Consider the following 16,759-nt stretch of genomic DNA (forward strand, 5'->3'; position numbering starts at 1 on the left):
GTCAGCCTGCTTATGCAGGCTTTATTTTCTGCTAAACTCTGCACTTTAGCTCAAGCCGCTTCCCGCAGTTGTGGTTGTGACGGCACACTCACTTCTGGAAATGAAAGCGAGAGTTGTTCGGCTTGAGGGACTGCGGCTTGCTCCAAAACTTGAACTTCGATATTTACGCTCACTAGATAACTGCCTGTATCAGCACCAACCGCTTCAGAAATTAATTTGGCAATGTCTGGGCGTTTGGCAGTCAACGGGTCACGTAAAATACACCGATCCCATTCATGCTTGGCAGTCGGATTGAGGTTGAGAATGTAATGCTTCATCATCGAACTAACCCTTGAATCCATCTTCCAGAAGGTTTTCACACAGCCGTTATATGTTTGGCTAGGCTTTGTGGACGCTATATATATTATAGTATATTTGTACTAAATAGGCGATATCTGAGTGAGAAAGTAGAGAATATAGGCCATTACTAGTAGTTCGCCAAGGAAACTTGGCGGGGTAAAGGGCAAGAGGGAAAGGGAAAAGATGTTTACTCCTTTAACCTTTCCCCAATTCCTGCGCCCTCACTTAGCATTTTTGGGTTGGCAGACTACTAGGAGCGTACAGGTTTATATTCAGGCTCCAGTGTACACACAAGCCTTGCCCCGACTGGTCATATCTTTATTAATAAATCTCGTAATGCGTTTTTATCCCGCCTCGGAATGAATTCCGAGTCTCATAGCCCAAAACTAAAGTTTAGGGCGGGATGTCGGTGAATATGACAGTTTCACTCAGTCTTTTAGCAAAGAGAAATAGAAGAAAGTTACTGTGTATTAGCCATATTCCCCATTACTTTAGGGGCTGTGTTGTAATCTAGACGCAAATAATCAAAGCGCGATCTTATCTATTCAATTTGATAGCGAGTGTGGATCGGCAATCTCCAATTACAGAAAATCAGCCCATAGGTAATTTATAACACCAAGCTATTACAACTAAACTTACAGAGTAACGCTTAATTTTTATAAAAATCGCTATATGGTAGATATCTATATTATTGACCTATTTGTGATTGGTCTACTTCTGTTAATGGTCACATTAGGGTCAGGTTGGATTGCTCGTTTACCTCTTTCTTTTGCTCTTATCTATCTAGTAGTTGGTATTTTGCTAGGCCCTTATGCCTTTGGGCTGATTCAATTTCGTCGAGATGACGTTTTTAATGCCGAAGTGCTGGAAAAAATAACAGAACTTGTAGTAATTATTTCTGTGTTTAGCTGCGGCTTAAGAATTGTTCGCCCTCTAAGATTGGGGACTTGGGGCATTACGGCGCGATTGATTGTATTTCTGATGCCAATTTCAATTCTTGCTCTGGCTATTGTGGGTAAATTGTTTTTAGGGATGAATTGGGGAGAAGCGATTTTATTAGGAGCAATTCTTGCACCTACTGATCCAGTATTAGCATCTGAAGTACAACTGACCGATATAAACGACCAAGATGAGTTAAGATTTGGTTTAACTTCTGAAGGTGGGTTAAATGATGCTTTAGCTTTTCCCTTCGTTTATTTTGGACTTCATGCATTAAAAGATGATAACTGGGAAAGCTGGTTTAAACAGTGGATTGCGGTTGATTTAATTTGGGCGATCGCAGCTGGCATTGTTATGGGATTTGTTGTAACAAAATCTATAGTTTGGATTGAAAAAAGAATTCAAAAACGTCGTCGTGCTGATAAGTTAATGGAAGATTTTATTGCTATAAGTACAATTTTAATAACTTATTCCTTAACAGAAATGGTGAATGGCTATGGATTTTTGGCAGTATTTGTTGCTGGCTTAGTTGTCCAACGCAGTTACAGAAATCCTGAAAAACCGCTAGCACAGTTGGAATTTGTTGAGCAACTTGAAAAATTGCTGGAAGTTGGAACAATTTTACTATTGGGATCAATATTATTATTCAAGCCAATGCTTAACTATGCTATGCAATCTTTATTAGTGATAATTTTATTACTATTCATAATCCGACCTGTAGGAGTTTGGATTAGCACAATAGGCAAACGCCCTGTAGAATCACACCGCCGAACCTTTCATCCAGGAACTAGATGGTTGATTGGGTGGTTTGGTATTCGCGGTGTCGGCTCTTTATATTATCTAGCCTATGCCTTTGGTAATGGCTTAAAAGGTGAAGCTGCCGAACAAATTGCTTGGATAACTTACACTACTATTGTAGCTTCTGTGATTATACATGGCATCAGTGCAACTCCATTAATGAAGTGGTATCAGCGCAATATTGCTAATAAGATAAAGTCTAATACTCCTACCACAATAGATGAATTTGAGTAAAAGTAATTTAATTTTTTAAACCTGTGAGAGGTTTTGAATCTTACTCCCCTTCCCAGCAAGAGAAGGGGTTGTGGGTTCGGTGTATATTTCCTATTTACCTGTCACCTTTTCAATAACTTCTTTCGCTTTTTCACCAAAGCTTTCTGAGGGATTTTGTCCTTGTTCAGCTTTCAAATTTCTTTCGTAAGTCTTCTCTATAGTATTAAGGTTTTTTGAATCTTTTATTGCTTGCTCATAAGCTTCTTGTCGTTGTTCTTCTTGAGTGCCAACACCTGGATCAAATTCGTTAGCGCGATTAATTTTTTCTTCAGAATTTGGTTTATACTCTGACGGTATTAGCTTTAATTCTTCAAGAGTAGTTGCATAACTAGGTTGCTGAACGAAAATGAAAGAACCTGATAAGCTAATGAAAATAATTAAACCAACGATCAAAAAGCTTGAACGTAACGCTTGCTTTAAAGTTAATAAAATTTTTTGCACAAAAAAACGCTCCTGTTTTTATTTTATGAGCCGTGGTGATGTATAAATATATTCAATATTTCAGGCTCACAGGCATCCTAAATGTTTAGGTACAGTTTTTACTTCTATCGCAAGGTATATTAATTTTTGCTTATAGTCAGGGCGTACAAATGTACGCCCTTACCTCCATATCTGAATATTTCGTGAAATCTAATGAAATTTCTATCCAGTGTGCTTAACCCAAGCGTATTAACCTATAACCAAGTATGATTAATTTTTATTCCTCGGCTTTGCATTACTTCTTCAAATAAATCTGTTGGTAGTGCTTCTTCAACAGGAAAAACACCTGGTTTCTTGAGTTTACCTTCTAGCAATAACTGGGCAATACTACCTGTACCGCAACCAGAAGCCACGGCTGTGTTTTCATGCACTACAGTTGAACAATAAACGGCGGTTTCACCATCTTTTTGCCCTGTAACTTCTGAACGAACTGCTACACCAATCCCAGTAAAATTATTAGTGACATCTGTCATTGAATGGCTGACATGAGACAGAAATTCAATCATGTAACGACGCTGCATTAACCACTTGGGAAAAATATGTGCCGCAATCCAAGTTAGGTGATTGTAAAAATCAGGAACAGAGCCAAACTTAGTAATTACAGTTTTTACTGATGGGAAAGCTGTAGGTAGTGTAAAAGTTTCTGGCATATCAAACCAGTAAACTCCGGTGCGTCCATAAGGCGGTGGAAACTCAACTAACTCTCTTTCACTATAAGGTTTGATTATCTTCCATTTTCCATCTATCCAAGTTTCAAAAGGATACTGCAACCCCAGAAAAGTAGTCCGCATCACTGTAATGCCAGCACCGCCAGAACCGGAAACTAAATAACTTAAATGGATCTTTTCTGGTTTATCAAATTGTTCAACACCTTGACGTACCATGCTGTTTGAAATACCAGGAAAAATGCCAGTATTAATAATTGCTGTCACTCCGGCGGCAGCAGCTTTTTCACTAAAATTGAGGGCTTTGCTGGTATAAGAACGATGGTCACTGACATCTATATAATTAACGCCTTGAGCAATACAGGTTTCGAGAACATTAGTATCTCGATAGTGAAATGGGCCAGCACAATGGATGACTAAGTTAGAGTTTGCGATCGCATCTCGCAACTTGTCAACTTCTGCCAAGTCCAACACTAAAAACTGCACTTGTCCTCCCGAAGACAAGCTAACAGCCTTCCCAAACTCCGCAGAACGTCCAGTAATCGTAATTTGAGCCTGCGTATGGGTAGCAAGATCCTGAGCAACACTGCTACCAATCCGCCCCCGTCCACCAAGAATTAAAACGCTGTCTATCATTACTCCAGCATTCGCAACAATAACTTAATTTGACCAGTTTTTCGTCCCCTTTGCCATCGGTTACAAGTATGACTTGCCGTGCTAAGGAGGGAAGACTTTTTAACGAAGGAGCAGGGGGAAATGACTCCACTTTTGCACCAGTGGTTCTCGTAAAAAGCGGGAAGCTAATGCAACAGGTGTGGTTAGAATCCCAATTCTTTTTTATCCCCCTTGCTCCCTGCTCCCTGCCCCCTTGCCTCTTTTTCAATTTGCCTGACTACCGTTAGCGCCGAATAACTTACCCCAGCCGTACCTTCGCCTGGATGGGTGGAGTCACCAACTAACCACAAATTTTGGATGGGTGTACGATTAGCAAACCCAAAGGGGCCAAAAGTAGGAATCCTTTGACCAATACCGCCAACTATACCGCGATCGCGGGCTGTAAAATGGGCAAAAGTGCGCGGTGTTGCCGCTTCTTGATGAATAATCGTTTCTGGTTTGAGATAGAAGTATTGAGCAAGACGAGCGATCGCTTCTTGGGTAAACTTTTCTTTTAGTCCTTCATAATCATCAGTCTGCCACCACTGTGCAGGATCGACAAATGAAGAAGCGATAATTGTCGCTTTCCCTTCCGGTGCGCGTCCGTCTCCAGGATGACTGACGGAAACAAATAAGGAATTATTTTCGCCAATGGGGCCATCGGCATCGTACAGAAATTGTAAGTGCGGAGGACACCTAACCGGAATCGCGCTGGCATCTACACCCAAATAGACCACAAATGCGCCTGATGCTTGGGGCAGTTTTTCCACCCGATTTTTATATCCAGATGGCGCTTGTTCTCTCAACAACTGCACCAAATTTTGCACGGTGACATTGCTAACTATGTGGTCGGCGGCTTCAGTCCAAACTTCGCCAGTTTTCTGATTTCTAATAACTACAGCAGTAGCTTTGCCGTTTTCTACTTTGATTTCTTCAACAGTGTGGCGCATTAATAATTTGCCGCCATCTCTTTCTAAGGATTGTACCAGGCGATCGCTTAATACTTGCATACTTCCCTGGAGGTGAAACAATCCTTGGGGCAGTTGGGATACACTCAATGCTGTGGCAGCATAAAGTAATGCTGTATTCTCTGCATCCACCTGGGAGTATAGCTTCAATTGCAAATCTAAAAAAGTTCTCAATCGTTGGTTATTTCCCAGCCCACATAACCGTAAAGCATCTCCTACCGTAAACAAAGTGAAGGGTACGGTAATTAATGTACTGGGACGCACTGCTTGCGCTAGCTGCCACAAATCCCATAAATTACGTGGTGGTAACACCGGGTCGCGTCCTTGAAATTCCCAACTAGCATCAAATAAAGTTGCCATCAATTGCCAAAACGGTTCGCTACCAGGGAACTGTTTTTGTCGTTCTTCTTGCCATTTCTCTTGGTCACGCCAAACATTAATCGGTGTGCTTTCCCCAGGTAAATAGACCGCACAAGCAGGGTCACAAGGCGTTGCTGGTGGTAAATCTATGTCTAATTCTGAGAAAATGCGGTGGTGAATTCCCCCTGGTTCCAACCCCCCCACCTGAGTTGCGCCCACATCAAAGGTAAATCCCTGCCGTTTAAACGTCGAAGCACAGCCTCCTGGTACAAGAGCCTGATCTAAAATTAAGACGCTGTAACCTTTATGAGCTAATAATGCTCCAGCAGTCAGTCCACCTATTCCCGCACCGATAACGACGACATGAGAGTTACTTTTGTCAAGAGAAATGCTGGACATTGATTAGCTTCTTTAAAATTCTTAATACTTTTACTTATAATTTTACCTTCTTTGCGCTCTCTGTACCCACCAGTAGGGGCGCAAAGCTGTGCATACGTGCCTAGAAATAGCTTAACTGTTGGCTTCCTCACCCGCCTGGAACTAAAGTTCAAGGCTAATAGCTAAAGTCTACTTCAGTAGACTAAGGATTTTTGGCTATATTGAGTCATCTTCAGATGACTTTTGCTATTAGCAAGGAACTTCAGTTCCTTGCGGGACATGACTTTTAGGTTAAGTTAACACCAATTACAGCTGTGCGCCCCTACTATTATCCCGCGATTTGAATCACGGGCGGATCACCCTAAACCCAAAAAAGTTGAAATCAACGGTAACAGATTGCTGCACTGTTCAACCAACTTTGTAGCACTGGGTAAACTAGAAATTGTCCCTTTTAAAATCTTAATAGCCGTTTTCGCCGCCTTTTGCATTGCCCCCTCTTGGGGACTTTTCCCAGCTTCTGCTAAAGCTTTCACTTGTTCTAATGCCTCAGCTTTATCTTCTTGCGGTAAATTTGTATCAGCCTCAATCGCTGCTTGCAATTGCGTCAACAATTCCTTAATTCCCGGTTTATCAGGTTCGGGAGACGCTGGTAACTGGTTGATGGTATTTGTTACCGTACCGCTAATATCACCTAAATTTAAAGCTTGTCCACTAGCATTAAAATCTCTGCCAACACTGCCAATTTCAATTTTGCGGCTGGCATCATTACTATTAGTCATATTTTTATTCTCTACTTTATTGTCAACTTGAACATTAATCGGCTTATTAGCTAGTAATTTTACAATCTCTGTCATCTCTCCACTTTGTTGGCGATAGATAACTATTTGCTCATCTTTAGCTTGTAATTGTGCTTTATATTTTTCTTCTACAGCTTGCAATGCCAGTTGATAACTTTGTGTAAAGTCGCTATGAATCTTTTCTTTATCAGCACCATCAGGTACACCGACCTTAACGACTACTACGCCATCACCTTTATTTTCAATACTCTGTAGGGCTAATTCTGTGTCTTCATTTTGGTTTTGTGCATTTTGAAAGGCATTAACAAAAGCCTTCCAATCAATGCCATTACGGAAAATTAAATCAACAGTATTTAAAACTTCTTCAAATAGCTTGGTAAATTCTCCTGGTTGAAATTCGCCACTACTGGGACGGCGTTCGCGATCATCAGTATCATCAGTTCCAGGTTTAGGATTTTCTAGAAGATAAACAAAGCGACAATCAACATTATTTAACTGAGTTGTACTTTCAATATTCCACGCTTCCACACAAGCACCAGTCATTTGGGCACTAGTGAAATTAGTACTTACAGCTTGAGCTAGAGTTAAATTTGCCCACTCTAGACAAGCTCCCTGGAAGGTTGCTTCAGTAATATCAACATCTTTGAGATTTGCCTCTTTTAAATCTGCACCTATGAGGTTAGCACCTTTAAGGTTAGCACTGAGATATGATTTTTTTCTACCATTGCAGCTTACGAGCAAATTGAGAACAGCAAGGTTAATTAGTATAGTGTTGCCTACTCTGGCAAGGTCGAGTTTTTTGACTTCATAAAAACGAGTGCGTGTAAGGTTGGCATTTCTGAAATCTGTATTTTTGAGAATTGCACCTGTAAAGTCAACATCAGTTAAATCAGCACTACGAAAGCTAGTTCCACCTGTGGCAGCAAACGCGATCACGAATGAGCGAAGCCAAGTGTCTTTTTCATCTCCTGCTAGACTACGCCAACCAATATAAGCGTTAAATAATGTAAAGGCTACGGCTCCAGCTCCGGCTCCGACTCCGGCTCTAGCTACGGCTCCAGCTCCAGCTCCGGCTCCAGCTATAGCTACGGCTACGGCTCCAGCTCCGGCTCCGACTCCGGCTCCAGCTATGGCTACGGCTACGGCTACGGCTCCAGCTCCGGCTACGGCTCCAGCTCCGGCTCCGACTCCGGCTATGGCTATGGCTATGGCTCCAGCTTCGGGTACGGCGGCTCCGGCTCCGGTGCCTACGGCTAAGAATACGGCTACAGCTACGGCTAAGACTACGGCTAAGAGTGCAGCTACGGCTAAGGCTCCGGCTCCTAAACCTGCTATTAAACCCTTACGAATGTTAATAATACAAAAAACCAGCAGCACAATTAGGAAAACTATCCCAGTGATGAAATTTTTAGTGTTTTCGATGTCAAAAATATACACTATCAATCTACCAACATAGATTGAGAAAAACCCTGATAGTGGCGAAAGGAGTAATGATACTGTGAGCAACCCAATAGTCCAACGCTTTTGTAGTCCTCCTTTAGCACCTCTGAAGTCAGCATCTTTGAGAATAGCATTAGTAAAATCTGCTCCTCTAATATCTGCCTTGCTAAAGTTGACTCCAGTCAGGTTTTGACCTTTAAAAGAGCGACCTCGGAGATTTTGATTGGCGTAGTCTGGCGGCATAATTGCGTCAGCAAGAGGTTTTTAATGAGATTTTATACAACTTTACTCTGTAATATTCAGTATTTTGCCAAAATAAAGAAAATAAAAAAATTTTGGATGCAAAACGTGGTATCAGCGCATAACTGTGCGCCCTTACCTTTGAATGCTTAAGTCATCATCAGCAATATAAGCTAATCGGCATTTAAGTTGCATAACCAAGACGGACAAGATGCCCACCCCATAAGATGTTGAGAAAATTTTAATATGCAAATTAGATGTGTTTTAGCTTAGCAGTCCTAAATGAGTTACGAACAAAAATATCTCCGACTTCTTGAAGAAGTCGGAGATCTGAGCCTCTCGATGTTTGCAAATCAAATAGGATTGCTATATTTAAGTTGCTGTCACCATACTTAAGCTGTAGTTATTAATATTGCAACTGTAGCGGTCTGACTCGTAACGGGAGCGGTCTGACTCGTAACGGGAGTGGTCTGACTCGTAACGGGAGTGGTCTGACTCGTAACGGGAGTGGTCTGACTCGTAACGGGAGTGGTCTAACTCGTGACGGGAGCGGTCTGACTCGTAACGGGAGCGGTCTAACTCGTAACGGGAGCGGTCTGACTCATGACGGGAGCGGTCTGACTCATGACGGGAGCGGTCTACCTTGCAATGTGCTTGCACTCACAATTAAATCTCTACCTCAGCCATGAGGCATTGCCTGAGATAGAAGCATTTTCAATTGCCGATTCAACGTTTTAGCCTTAACGTGGAACTGCTAACTATATATTAAAGACGCGAGGAGTGATCATGGGACAGACACAGGAGCTAGGACAGATTATCATCCTGAATGGTGCCCCACGATCAGGCAAGTCGAGCATTGTTGCAATAATCCAGGAGACATTTGATGGTCTGTGGATGAACTTGGGTGTCGATAGGTTTATGCAAATGACTCCCCCACGATACCTGCCTGGGATCGGTCTGCGGCCAGGGGGAGAACGCCAGGACATCGAACCCCTTGTTCCCATTCTGTACAGCGCCATGTATGAGTCCATCGCCGCCCATAGCCGCCTGGGTGTGAATGTCGTGGTTGATGTCGGACACCATGATGCCTACGCAATCCCACGGGGCATTCTGGCCGATAGTGCGCGGCGTTTAAACGGATTGCCGGTTTTGTTCGTAGGTGTTCGTTGCCCCATTGAAATCATTATGGAACGGCGACAAAAGACGAGGAGAAAAGTGGGAAATGCAGCCGACTTGTTAATGCCACATCCGGTTGAGTTATGGCAACGTGAAGTCCACATCCCTGGCATCTATGATCTTGAAGTCGATACCTCGTTATTAAGCCCTGGTGCATGTGCCGAGGTGATACGCAAGCACCTCGCAGATATTCCAGCACCGTCGGCATTCCAACGACTTGCTGCACACCATATTTAAGCTGTCGGTATCAATATTACAACTGTAGCGGTCTTCGGGTTCATGGGAGCGGTCTTCGGGTTCACGGGAGCGGTTTCCCTTACAATGTTACTCACTAACACCCAGTTTATGTATGCTATTAAAAGGTTTTAACTCTAGAACTCTAACTAAAATGATTGCTCAAGATTAAGACGGTGTTCGTCAGACTATACGCTAAAGAATTGTTAAACTCAAGAGCAAAATTACCGCTAAAAGCCTGATTAAAGTTTCCTGTTTACCGTTTCCTTTTTGAGGATTGCTATATATGAACAATCAACTGTACGAACGAGATTTTCATCTGTGGCGAGAAAGCCTTATTGAGCAGATTAAAGAACATCGTTTTAATGATATAGATTGGGAGCATTTGCTTATAGAATTAGAAAGCATGGGAAAGTCAGAGAAACGGTCATTTATTAGTAATTTAACAATCTTGATTGCTCATTTACTCAAGTTAACCGTTCAATCTGATGCTCCTGAGATGATAAAAGAAAGCTGGTATAGTTCTGTTACAGAACATCGTTTTCGAGTAAAAAAGGATTTGTCAGAAAATCCTTCTTTCAAAAACTATATTAATGAAGTTATTTCTCATGCATACACCGATGCTCGCAAACTGGCAATCAAAGAAAGTAAAAAAGCTAAATTAGGAGTGAGAAAACCAACGGACACAGAATATCCTCTCGATTGTCCTTTTCTGATAGAACAGTTATTAAATGAAGATTTTTATGGAGAGAATGATTAAGATTCGTAGATTGGGTTGAATGCACCATCTTGATTGAATCTATTGTGGTGCGTTAGTCTTTGGTGTAATGCAAGCTAATGACGTAACTTGAAATTTTCTGGTTGTGTCATCTTCAGGATAGAATAAAATTTAACAGAAAATGGTTTAGCAGGCGATGCCTAAAGTGGGCTACGCCTACGCATTAGTCGGAAGGCAGTAGATTAAAGTTGTGGGTTGCATCAGCGATAATTGCTCGCAGCTACTCAATTACTCTAAAATTAGATTACCCCACCAAACAACAACCTCCAGATGACCAGAGAATTTAACGTCATTATAGAACGCGACTCTGAGGGTTATTTTGTTGCCTCCGTGCCTAATCTTGCTGGATGTCACACCCAAGCCAAATCTCTAGACGAACTTATAGAGCGGATTAAAGAAGCTATTGAACTTTGTTTAGAGGTTGAACAAGAAAACGCCGAAGCATTAGAGTTTATTGGTGTGCAGAGGGTTTCTGTTCAAGTATGAGCAAGCTACCGAGTTTGACTGGACGGGAAGTAATTACAGCTTTAAAAAAGCAGGTTTTGAGGTAGCAAGAATCCGAGGTAGTCACCATTTTTTGATACACAGTGATGGTCGTCGAACTGTTGTTCCAGTGCATTCTGGTGAAACAATTGGTTCTGGTTTGTTAGCACAGATACTCCGTGACTGTCAGATCAGCCGTGATGAATTCCGAGAACTATTGTAAAAATAGGTAAAACTTACCCTTCTGATGTCATGGATTCTCCTATATATAGTATGAGATTATTCCATTTTTTCTTCAAGTAGAACTACTACAATTACTATTGATGCTAGATAATGGGAAAGCTTTGACATTTGCTTGCCAATCTAGCCCGGAAACAATAACTAAGACTTATGCGAACTCACTATTGCGGCGAACTCCGAAAAGAACATATTGGAGAAACTGTTACCTTTTACGGATGGATAGACCGTCGCCGCGATCACGGTGGTGTGATATTTTTAGATTTACGCGATCGCTCTGGAATTGTCCAAATCGTCAGCGATCCGCAACGCACCCCAGATTCTTACGAACAGGCGAACGCCCTGCGAAATGAATATGTTGTCGAAATCACTGGTAGGGTAACGCAACGTCCCGATGAATCGTTGAATACCCGCATCCCAACAGGCGAGGTAGAAATCTACGCCGATAAAATTCAACTCCTGAATGCTGTTCGCAAACAGTTACCTTTCCAAGTTTCTGTAGCTGACACCGAGACAGTGCGGGAAGATTTGCGGTTGAAATATCGCTATTTGGATTTGCGACGCGAACGCATGGCGCAAAATTTGCAACTGCGTCATCAAATTGTCAAAGCCATGCGTCGTTATCTGGAAGATTTGGAAGGTTTTATTGAAGTCGAAACCCCAATACTTACCCGTTCTACCCCAGAAGGGGCGCGGGATTATGTTCTACCAAGCCGCGTCAATCCTGGGGAGTGGTATGCTTTGCCGCAATCACCCCAGCTATTTAAACAATTGCTGATGGTATCCGGCTTAGATAGATATTATCAGATTGCCCGTTGCTTTCGTGACGAAGACTTACGCGCCGACAGACAACCAGAATTTACTCAGTTGGACATGGAAATGAGCTTCATGTCTCAAGAAGAAATTATCGAACTGAATGAAAACTTAGTTTGCCATATCTTCAAAACAGTTAAAGGCATTGAATTACAGCGTCCTTTCCCCCGGCTAACTTACGCAGAAGGGATGGAACGCTACGGGAGTGATAAACCAGATACTCGCTATGGTTTGGAATTAGTTGATGTATCAGATATTGTCAAAGACTCTGGTTTCAAAGTCTTTCGAGACACTGTTACCAATGGCGGTATCGTCAAAATCCTGCCCATTCCCAACGGTAACGATGTAATTTCTAATGTCCGTATTAAACCAGGCGGTGATTTATTTAAAGAAGCCAGTGAAGCCGGTGCAAGGGGTTTAGCTTTTATCCGCGTCAGAGATGATGGCGAAATTGACACCATTGGCGCGATTAAAGATAACCTAAGTGAGGAACAAAAAGGAGAAATTTTACGCCGCACAGGTGCTTCTTCTGGACATTTGCTGTTATTTGGGGCAGGGGAAGCTGCTACAGTTAATAAAACATTAGATAGATTACGGCAAGCGATCGCTAGAGAATTTAACTTAATTGATCCAGAAAAAATCAACTTACTCTGGATTACAGATTTCCCGATGTTCGAGTGGAATGCTGACGAAAAACGTTTAGAAGCACTGCACCACCCATTTACAGCACCACATCCTGATGATTTGAGCGATTTAAAAACTGCACGCGCTCAAGCTTACGACTTAGTACTCAACGGCGTAGAAGTTGGCGGCGGAAGTCTGCGGATTTATCAGCGAGAAGTTCAACAGCAAGTATTTGAAGCGATTGGTTTATCTCCTGAAGAAGCACAAAGTAAATTTGGCTTTCTCTTAGAAGCATTTGAATATGGTACACCACCGCATGGTGGCATCGCCTACGGCTTAGATCGTTTGGTAATGTTGCTAGCTGGAGAAGAATCTATTCGAGATGTAATTGCTTTTCCGAAGACACAACAAGCACGTTGTTTGTTAACAGATGCACCTTCGAGTGTAGATGCTAAACAGTTGAAAGAATTGCACGTTGCTTCAACTTATAAACCAAAGTCTTAACAAAGCGCAAGGGGAGTACAGACAGTTAAAGTAAGCTTTTATAGCTCAATTCCTTTTTAACTTTTCTGTTCTGTTTATTATGCTCCCTTTGCCTTTCATTAATTGATGGACTGTATTCTAAGGGAAGCTCTAAACACTCTAAGTGTTCTTTTTCTCCATTTTGCAGCAACTGCCAGAAATTGGCTATCTAACAATTTCTAATGCATTACAGTAGTGATCGCAATAAGGTAGATTATTCAGGTAGCAACTACGACAACAATAGGTGTAGAAAATCTACTGGTAGGATGAAAGGGATTAATGCTGCTGTCACAATAGAATTAAGCTGCTACCTCCAGAATTATTTATGAGTGAATCTATCATCTTGACAGACGCTGGCTTATTACCAGAAGATTTGTTACCAGATGTTAGCCATCTGGTGACAGAGGACGATGAACCCTTGGATAATCTGCCATCTGAAAAACAACAACGCCTGCTGGCAGAAACACTTTACAGTTCTTGGAACGGGCCTAGTAATGCCCAAGGGTTTCTTGTGGCTGTCCAATGTAGGGTTGTTTCCCAGTAACAAACAACCGCCGATTGTACCTGATGTATTTTTGAGCCTGGATGTACAAGTAGCTGATAACTGGTGGGAAAGACGGCATCGCTCTTATTTTTTCTGGGATTTTGGTAAACCGCCAGAGGTAGTGATTGAAATTGTTTCAAATCGAGAAGGCAATGAAACAGGACGAAAAATCTTAGAGTATGCCAGGATGCGGGTAATATACTACATTATCTTTGATCCAACTCGACAACTTGGTGGTGAAGTTTTACAGATATACGAGTTGCGTGGGCGGCAATATATACCCATGAGTGAGCAATGGCTGACTGAAGTTGAGCTAGGTTTATGTTTGTGGGAAGGTGCGTATGAAGGTAAGCGGGATGTTTGGCTGAGGTGGTGTGACACTACGGGTAATGTAATTCCTACTGGTGCAGAACGAGCTGAACAAGAACGTTTACGAGCCGAACTTGAGCGAGAAGCTAATAAAGAAACTGCTCTGCAACGATCTGAACGCTTGGCGGCACAGTTACGAGCCTTGGGTGTTGAGCCAGAAGTATGAGGGTGGGGAGTGGGCTAATTCAATTAATTGAAAAACGCTGTAAGAACGAAATTGCTAGGAAACCTCCTCAAAACAAAAAAAACCCGCCATAGCGGGTTACACAACAAACTAAGAACATTGAAAACTTGATTTAGCTGGAATACCTCATTTCAGCTTCCAGTTGACGAATCAGCTGTTCGTCACCCTTTGCTCTGGCTACTTGCAAGCGATGTTCTAGGCTTTTTTGAATATTCTCTCTGTGAGCTTCTTGTGCTTTTCTGCCACTTTGTAGTCTATTTTGATTCATAGTGATTACCTTCTTTAATTTTTTGCTTTATGTCTTACATTCTTAACATAACACAATTTTTGTAGCTGTTGCTACAGAAATTTCTAACTTAATATATATTTTATCAAAAATATGTCTAAGAAGCAGATAAGCCAACAACAACTCCTAACTTTACTGAGCGATTTTGGCGATCGCGATGTTTATGTAGGCATAATGAAGGGTGTCATAGCCCAAATCAACCCCAGACTTACGGTAGTAGACTTAACGCACCAAATTCTGCCGCAAGACATAGCCGCAGCCAGATTTTCTTTGATGAATGCTTACCCCTATTTCCCAATTGGGACAGTACATGTGGCAGTAGTAGATCCGGGTGTGGGAAGCAAGCGACGAGCGATCGCAGTAGAATTTGCTCAAGGGTTTCTCGTAGGCCCAGATAATGGTATTTTTAGCGGCGTACTCAGTCAAAGTCCAGCGATCGCAGCTGTTGAACTTACAAATCTTAACTATTGGCGTCCTCAACCAAGCAAGACTTTTCACGGTAGAGATATCTTTGCACCAGTGGGAGCTAATCTTGCTAGTGGTGTCTCCCTTAAAGAGCTAGGAAAAGAAATTGATCCAGCAAGTTTGGTAAAACTGCATATAGGCGAGTGCCAGCAAACAACCACTGGTGTAGTGGGTTGCATTCAATATATTGACCACTTTGGCAACTTAGTGAGCAACATTGCAGGAAGTTATGTACAAGGCAAAACTTGGTCTGTGCAAGCTGCTGGATTGAGTATACCAGGCTGTGAAACTTACAGTGATGTCAAGGTGGGAGAGATAATAGCTTTAGTTGGTAGTCACGGTTGGATAGAAATTGCCATTAATAGCGGCAATGCTCAGTCTAAGTTGCAGTTAGATTCGCAAGATCCGGTTCAAGTTGTGCTAACTTCTGAATTCTAAATTTTGCTGTAATTAAACAATCACAAAATTGTTTTCAGTTAGTGAAACTGCACCAAACAGTTGTGCAAATTGTATTTGAGTAAAACTACCCCCGCTACCATCTCGGTCAAAGTACAGCGCACCTGTGGTGAAGTCATAGATAAATCGTTGAGTGCAAGTGGTTGCAGATGTTCCAATCGTAAACTGATTTGCTTTAAGTGAACCGATTGATAATCTGCAATCAAAACCAGCAGCCGATACTTGAATAACTTCGTTGGTAGGGTTGAAGTCATAAAGACTATCAATCCCTTCATTGAAACTATTGAAAACAAAGGTATCAGTACCAGATCCTCCAATTAGGGTGTCATTCCCAATGCCACCGTTGAAGGTGTTATTGCCTAACGCATCAGAGGCACTAAGATAATCATTACCATTTCCTCCAGAAAGTACGTTATTGCCTGTTGAATTGTCAATATTCAACGTATCATTACCAGCGCCACCGTCGAGGATGTTATTGCCAGATGCCCTAAGATATAGTTGGTAGTTGTCGTCTTCGTAGTAGCCAGAGGCACTAAGAGAATCATTGCCCTCGCCTCCAGAGAGTAGGTTATTACCTGTTGAATAGCCAATATCCAACGTATCCTTACCATCGCCTCCAGAGAGTAGGTTATTACCTGTTGAATACTCAATATCTAACGTATCATTACCAGCGCCACCGTTGAGTGTGTTATTGCCAGGAACGTTATGTGAATAGTAATAGTAATACAGGCTATCAAAGGAGGTATAACTAAAGAGAGAATCGTCACCATCGTCACCATTGAGCAGGTTATTGCCTGATGAAAGGTTAATATTCAAGCGATCATCACCAACGCCACCGTTGAGGGTGTTATTACCTTCGGAGGGAATAGCCTGTGGACCGCTATCGCCTATGATTTTGTAACTGGCGTCAAGAGTATCGTCACCAGCGCCACCATTAAGCAGGTTATCGCCTTCTGAACCTTTAGCATCCAAGCTATCATCACCAGTGCCGCCATTGAGCAGGTTATTGCCTGTTGAAAAGTCAATATTCAAGTAATCATCACCAGCGCCACCGTTGAGGGTATTATTGCCTAAAGAGGGATAAAAGTAATAATAGGCGTTGTCGCCAAGGGTTAAGAGAGCATCATTGCCATCGCCACCATCGAGCAGGTTATTGTCAGATGAACCTCCAACATCCAAGCGATCATTACCGTTGGTTCCAATGATATTTGCCATAACTTTTACCTAACTAAATCAATTTCACTACTTTTACAGTCA

15 protein-coding genes and 1 pseudogene are annotated in these 16,759 nt (G+C 42.1%); 8 read left to right on the forward strand and 8 right to left on the reverse strand.

The window, feature by feature from the left end:
* Nucleotides 1–50: 50 nt before the first annotated feature.
* Nucleotides 51–320 (reverse strand): hypothetical protein, encoded by a 270-nt coding sequence (locus RMY00_RS19815; protein WP_322649176.1) that lies wholly within the window; start codon nt 318–320, stop codon nt 51–53.
* Between the two features lie 691 nt (nt 321–1,011).
* Between RMY00_RS19815 and RMY00_RS19820 the strand changes: the two genes are divergently transcribed.
* Nucleotides 1,012–2,310 (forward strand): sodium:proton antiporter, encoded by a 1,299-nt coding sequence (locus RMY00_RS19820; RefSeq protein WP_322649177.1) that lies wholly within the window; start codon nt 1,012–1,014, stop codon nt 2,308–2,310.
* A gap of 90 nt (nt 2,311–2,400) precedes the next feature.
* Here the strand turns inward: RMY00_RS19820 and RMY00_RS19825 are convergent, their stop codons facing one another.
* The 5 genes from RMY00_RS19825 to RMY00_RS19845 form a co-directional block, all read right to left on the reverse strand.
* Complete coding sequence (locus tag RMY00_RS19825; protein ID WP_322649178.1) at nt 2,401–2,790, reverse strand: hypothetical protein; 390 nt, start codon at nt 2,788–2,790, stop codon at nt 2,401–2,403.
* Nucleotides 2,791–3,023: 233 nt separating this feature from the next.
* Entirely contained in the window at nt 3,024–4,130 is a 1,107-nt protein-coding gene (locus tag RMY00_RS19830) for a saccharopine dehydrogenase family protein (protein WP_322649179.1), read from the reverse strand.
* A gap of 182 nt (nt 4,131–4,312) precedes the next feature.
* Nucleotides 4,313–5,875, reverse strand: coding sequence for a C-3',4' desaturase CrtD (crtD, locus tag RMY00_RS19835; RefSeq protein ID WP_322649180.1), 1,563 nt, complete (start codon nt 5,873–5,875; stop codon nt 4,313–4,315).
* 335 nt (nt 5,876–6,210) lie between these two features.
* On the reverse strand, nt 6,211–8,334 hold the full coding sequence (locus RMY00_RS19840; RefSeq protein WP_322649181.1) for a pentapeptide repeat-containing protein: 2,124 nt from the start codon (nt 8,332–8,334) through the stop codon (nt 6,211–6,213).
* A gap of 369 nt (nt 8,335–8,703) precedes the next feature.
* On the reverse strand, nt 8,704–8,991 hold the full coding sequence (locus RMY00_RS19845) for a hypothetical protein (RefSeq protein ID WP_322649182.1): 288 nt from the start codon (nt 8,989–8,991) through the stop codon (nt 8,704–8,706).
* A gap of 126 nt (nt 8,992–9,117) precedes the next feature.
* On the opposite strand from RMY00_RS19845, the gene RMY00_RS19850 reads away from it, so the two are divergent.
* From RMY00_RS19850 to RMY00_RS19880, 6 genes and pseudogenes are all read left to right on the forward strand, one after another.
* The gene (locus tag RMY00_RS19850) at nt 9,118–9,744 is read left to right on the forward strand and encodes a chloramphenicol phosphotransferase CPT family protein (RefSeq protein WP_322649183.1); all 627 of its coding nucleotides are present in this window, start codon (nt 9,118–9,120) and stop codon (nt 9,742–9,744) included.
* 283 nt (nt 9,745–10,027) lie between these two features.
* A complete protein-coding gene (locus tag RMY00_RS19855; protein WP_322649184.1) occupies nt 10,028–10,501 on the forward strand; it encodes a DUF29 domain-containing protein in 474 nt (157 codons plus the stop codon).
* Nucleotides 10,502–10,789: 288 nt separating this feature from the next.
* Complete coding sequence (locus RMY00_RS19860; RefSeq protein ID WP_100900333.1) at nt 10,790–11,005, forward strand: type II toxin-antitoxin system HicB family antitoxin; 216 nt, start codon at nt 10,790–10,792, stop codon at nt 11,003–11,005.
* Nucleotides 10,977–11,225 (forward strand): type II toxin-antitoxin system HicA family toxin, encoded by a 249-nt coding sequence (locus RMY00_RS19865; protein WP_229451863.1) that lies wholly within the window; start codon nt 10,977–10,979, stop codon nt 11,223–11,225. Before RMY00_RS19860 ends, RMY00_RS19865 begins: the two co-directional genes overlap by 29 nt.
* A gap of 167 nt (nt 11,226–11,392) precedes the next feature.
* Nucleotides 11,393–13,180, forward strand: a complete 1,788-nt coding sequence (gene aspS / locus RMY00_RS19870) for an aspartate--tRNA ligase (protein WP_322649185.1) — start codon at nt 11,393–11,395, stop codon at nt 13,178–13,180.
* Between the two features lie 343 nt (nt 13,181–13,523).
* Nucleotides 13,524–14,277 (forward strand): annotated as a pseudogene (locus RMY00_RS19880) (Uma2 family endonuclease).
* 130 nt (nt 14,278–14,407) lie between these two features.
* Here the strand turns inward: RMY00_RS19880 and RMY00_RS19885 are convergent.
* Entirely contained in the window at nt 14,408–14,563 is a 156-nt protein-coding gene (locus tag RMY00_RS19885) for a hypothetical protein (RefSeq protein WP_167755997.1), read from the reverse strand.
* A gap of 111 nt (nt 14,564–14,674) precedes the next feature.
* Here RMY00_RS19885 and RMY00_RS19890 point away from each other — a divergent pair, with 111 nt between their 5' ends.
* Nucleotides 14,675–15,484 (forward strand): SAM-dependent chlorinase/fluorinase, encoded by an 810-nt coding sequence (locus tag RMY00_RS19890; protein WP_322649188.1) that lies wholly within the window; start codon nt 14,675–14,677, stop codon nt 15,482–15,484.
* Nucleotides 15,485–15,496: 12 nt separating this feature from the next.
* Here the strand turns inward: RMY00_RS19890 and RMY00_RS19895 are convergent, their stop codons facing one another.
* Entirely contained in the window at nt 15,497–16,717 is a 1,221-nt protein-coding gene (locus RMY00_RS19895; protein ID WP_322649189.1) for a calcium-binding protein, read from the reverse strand.
* Nucleotides 16,718–16,759: the final 42 nt, after the last annotated feature.

This window comes from Nostoc sp. ChiVER01 (assembly GCF_034531155.1).
Lineage (GTDB): Bacteria > Cyanobacteriota > Cyanobacteriia > Cyanobacteriales > Nostocaceae > Nostoc.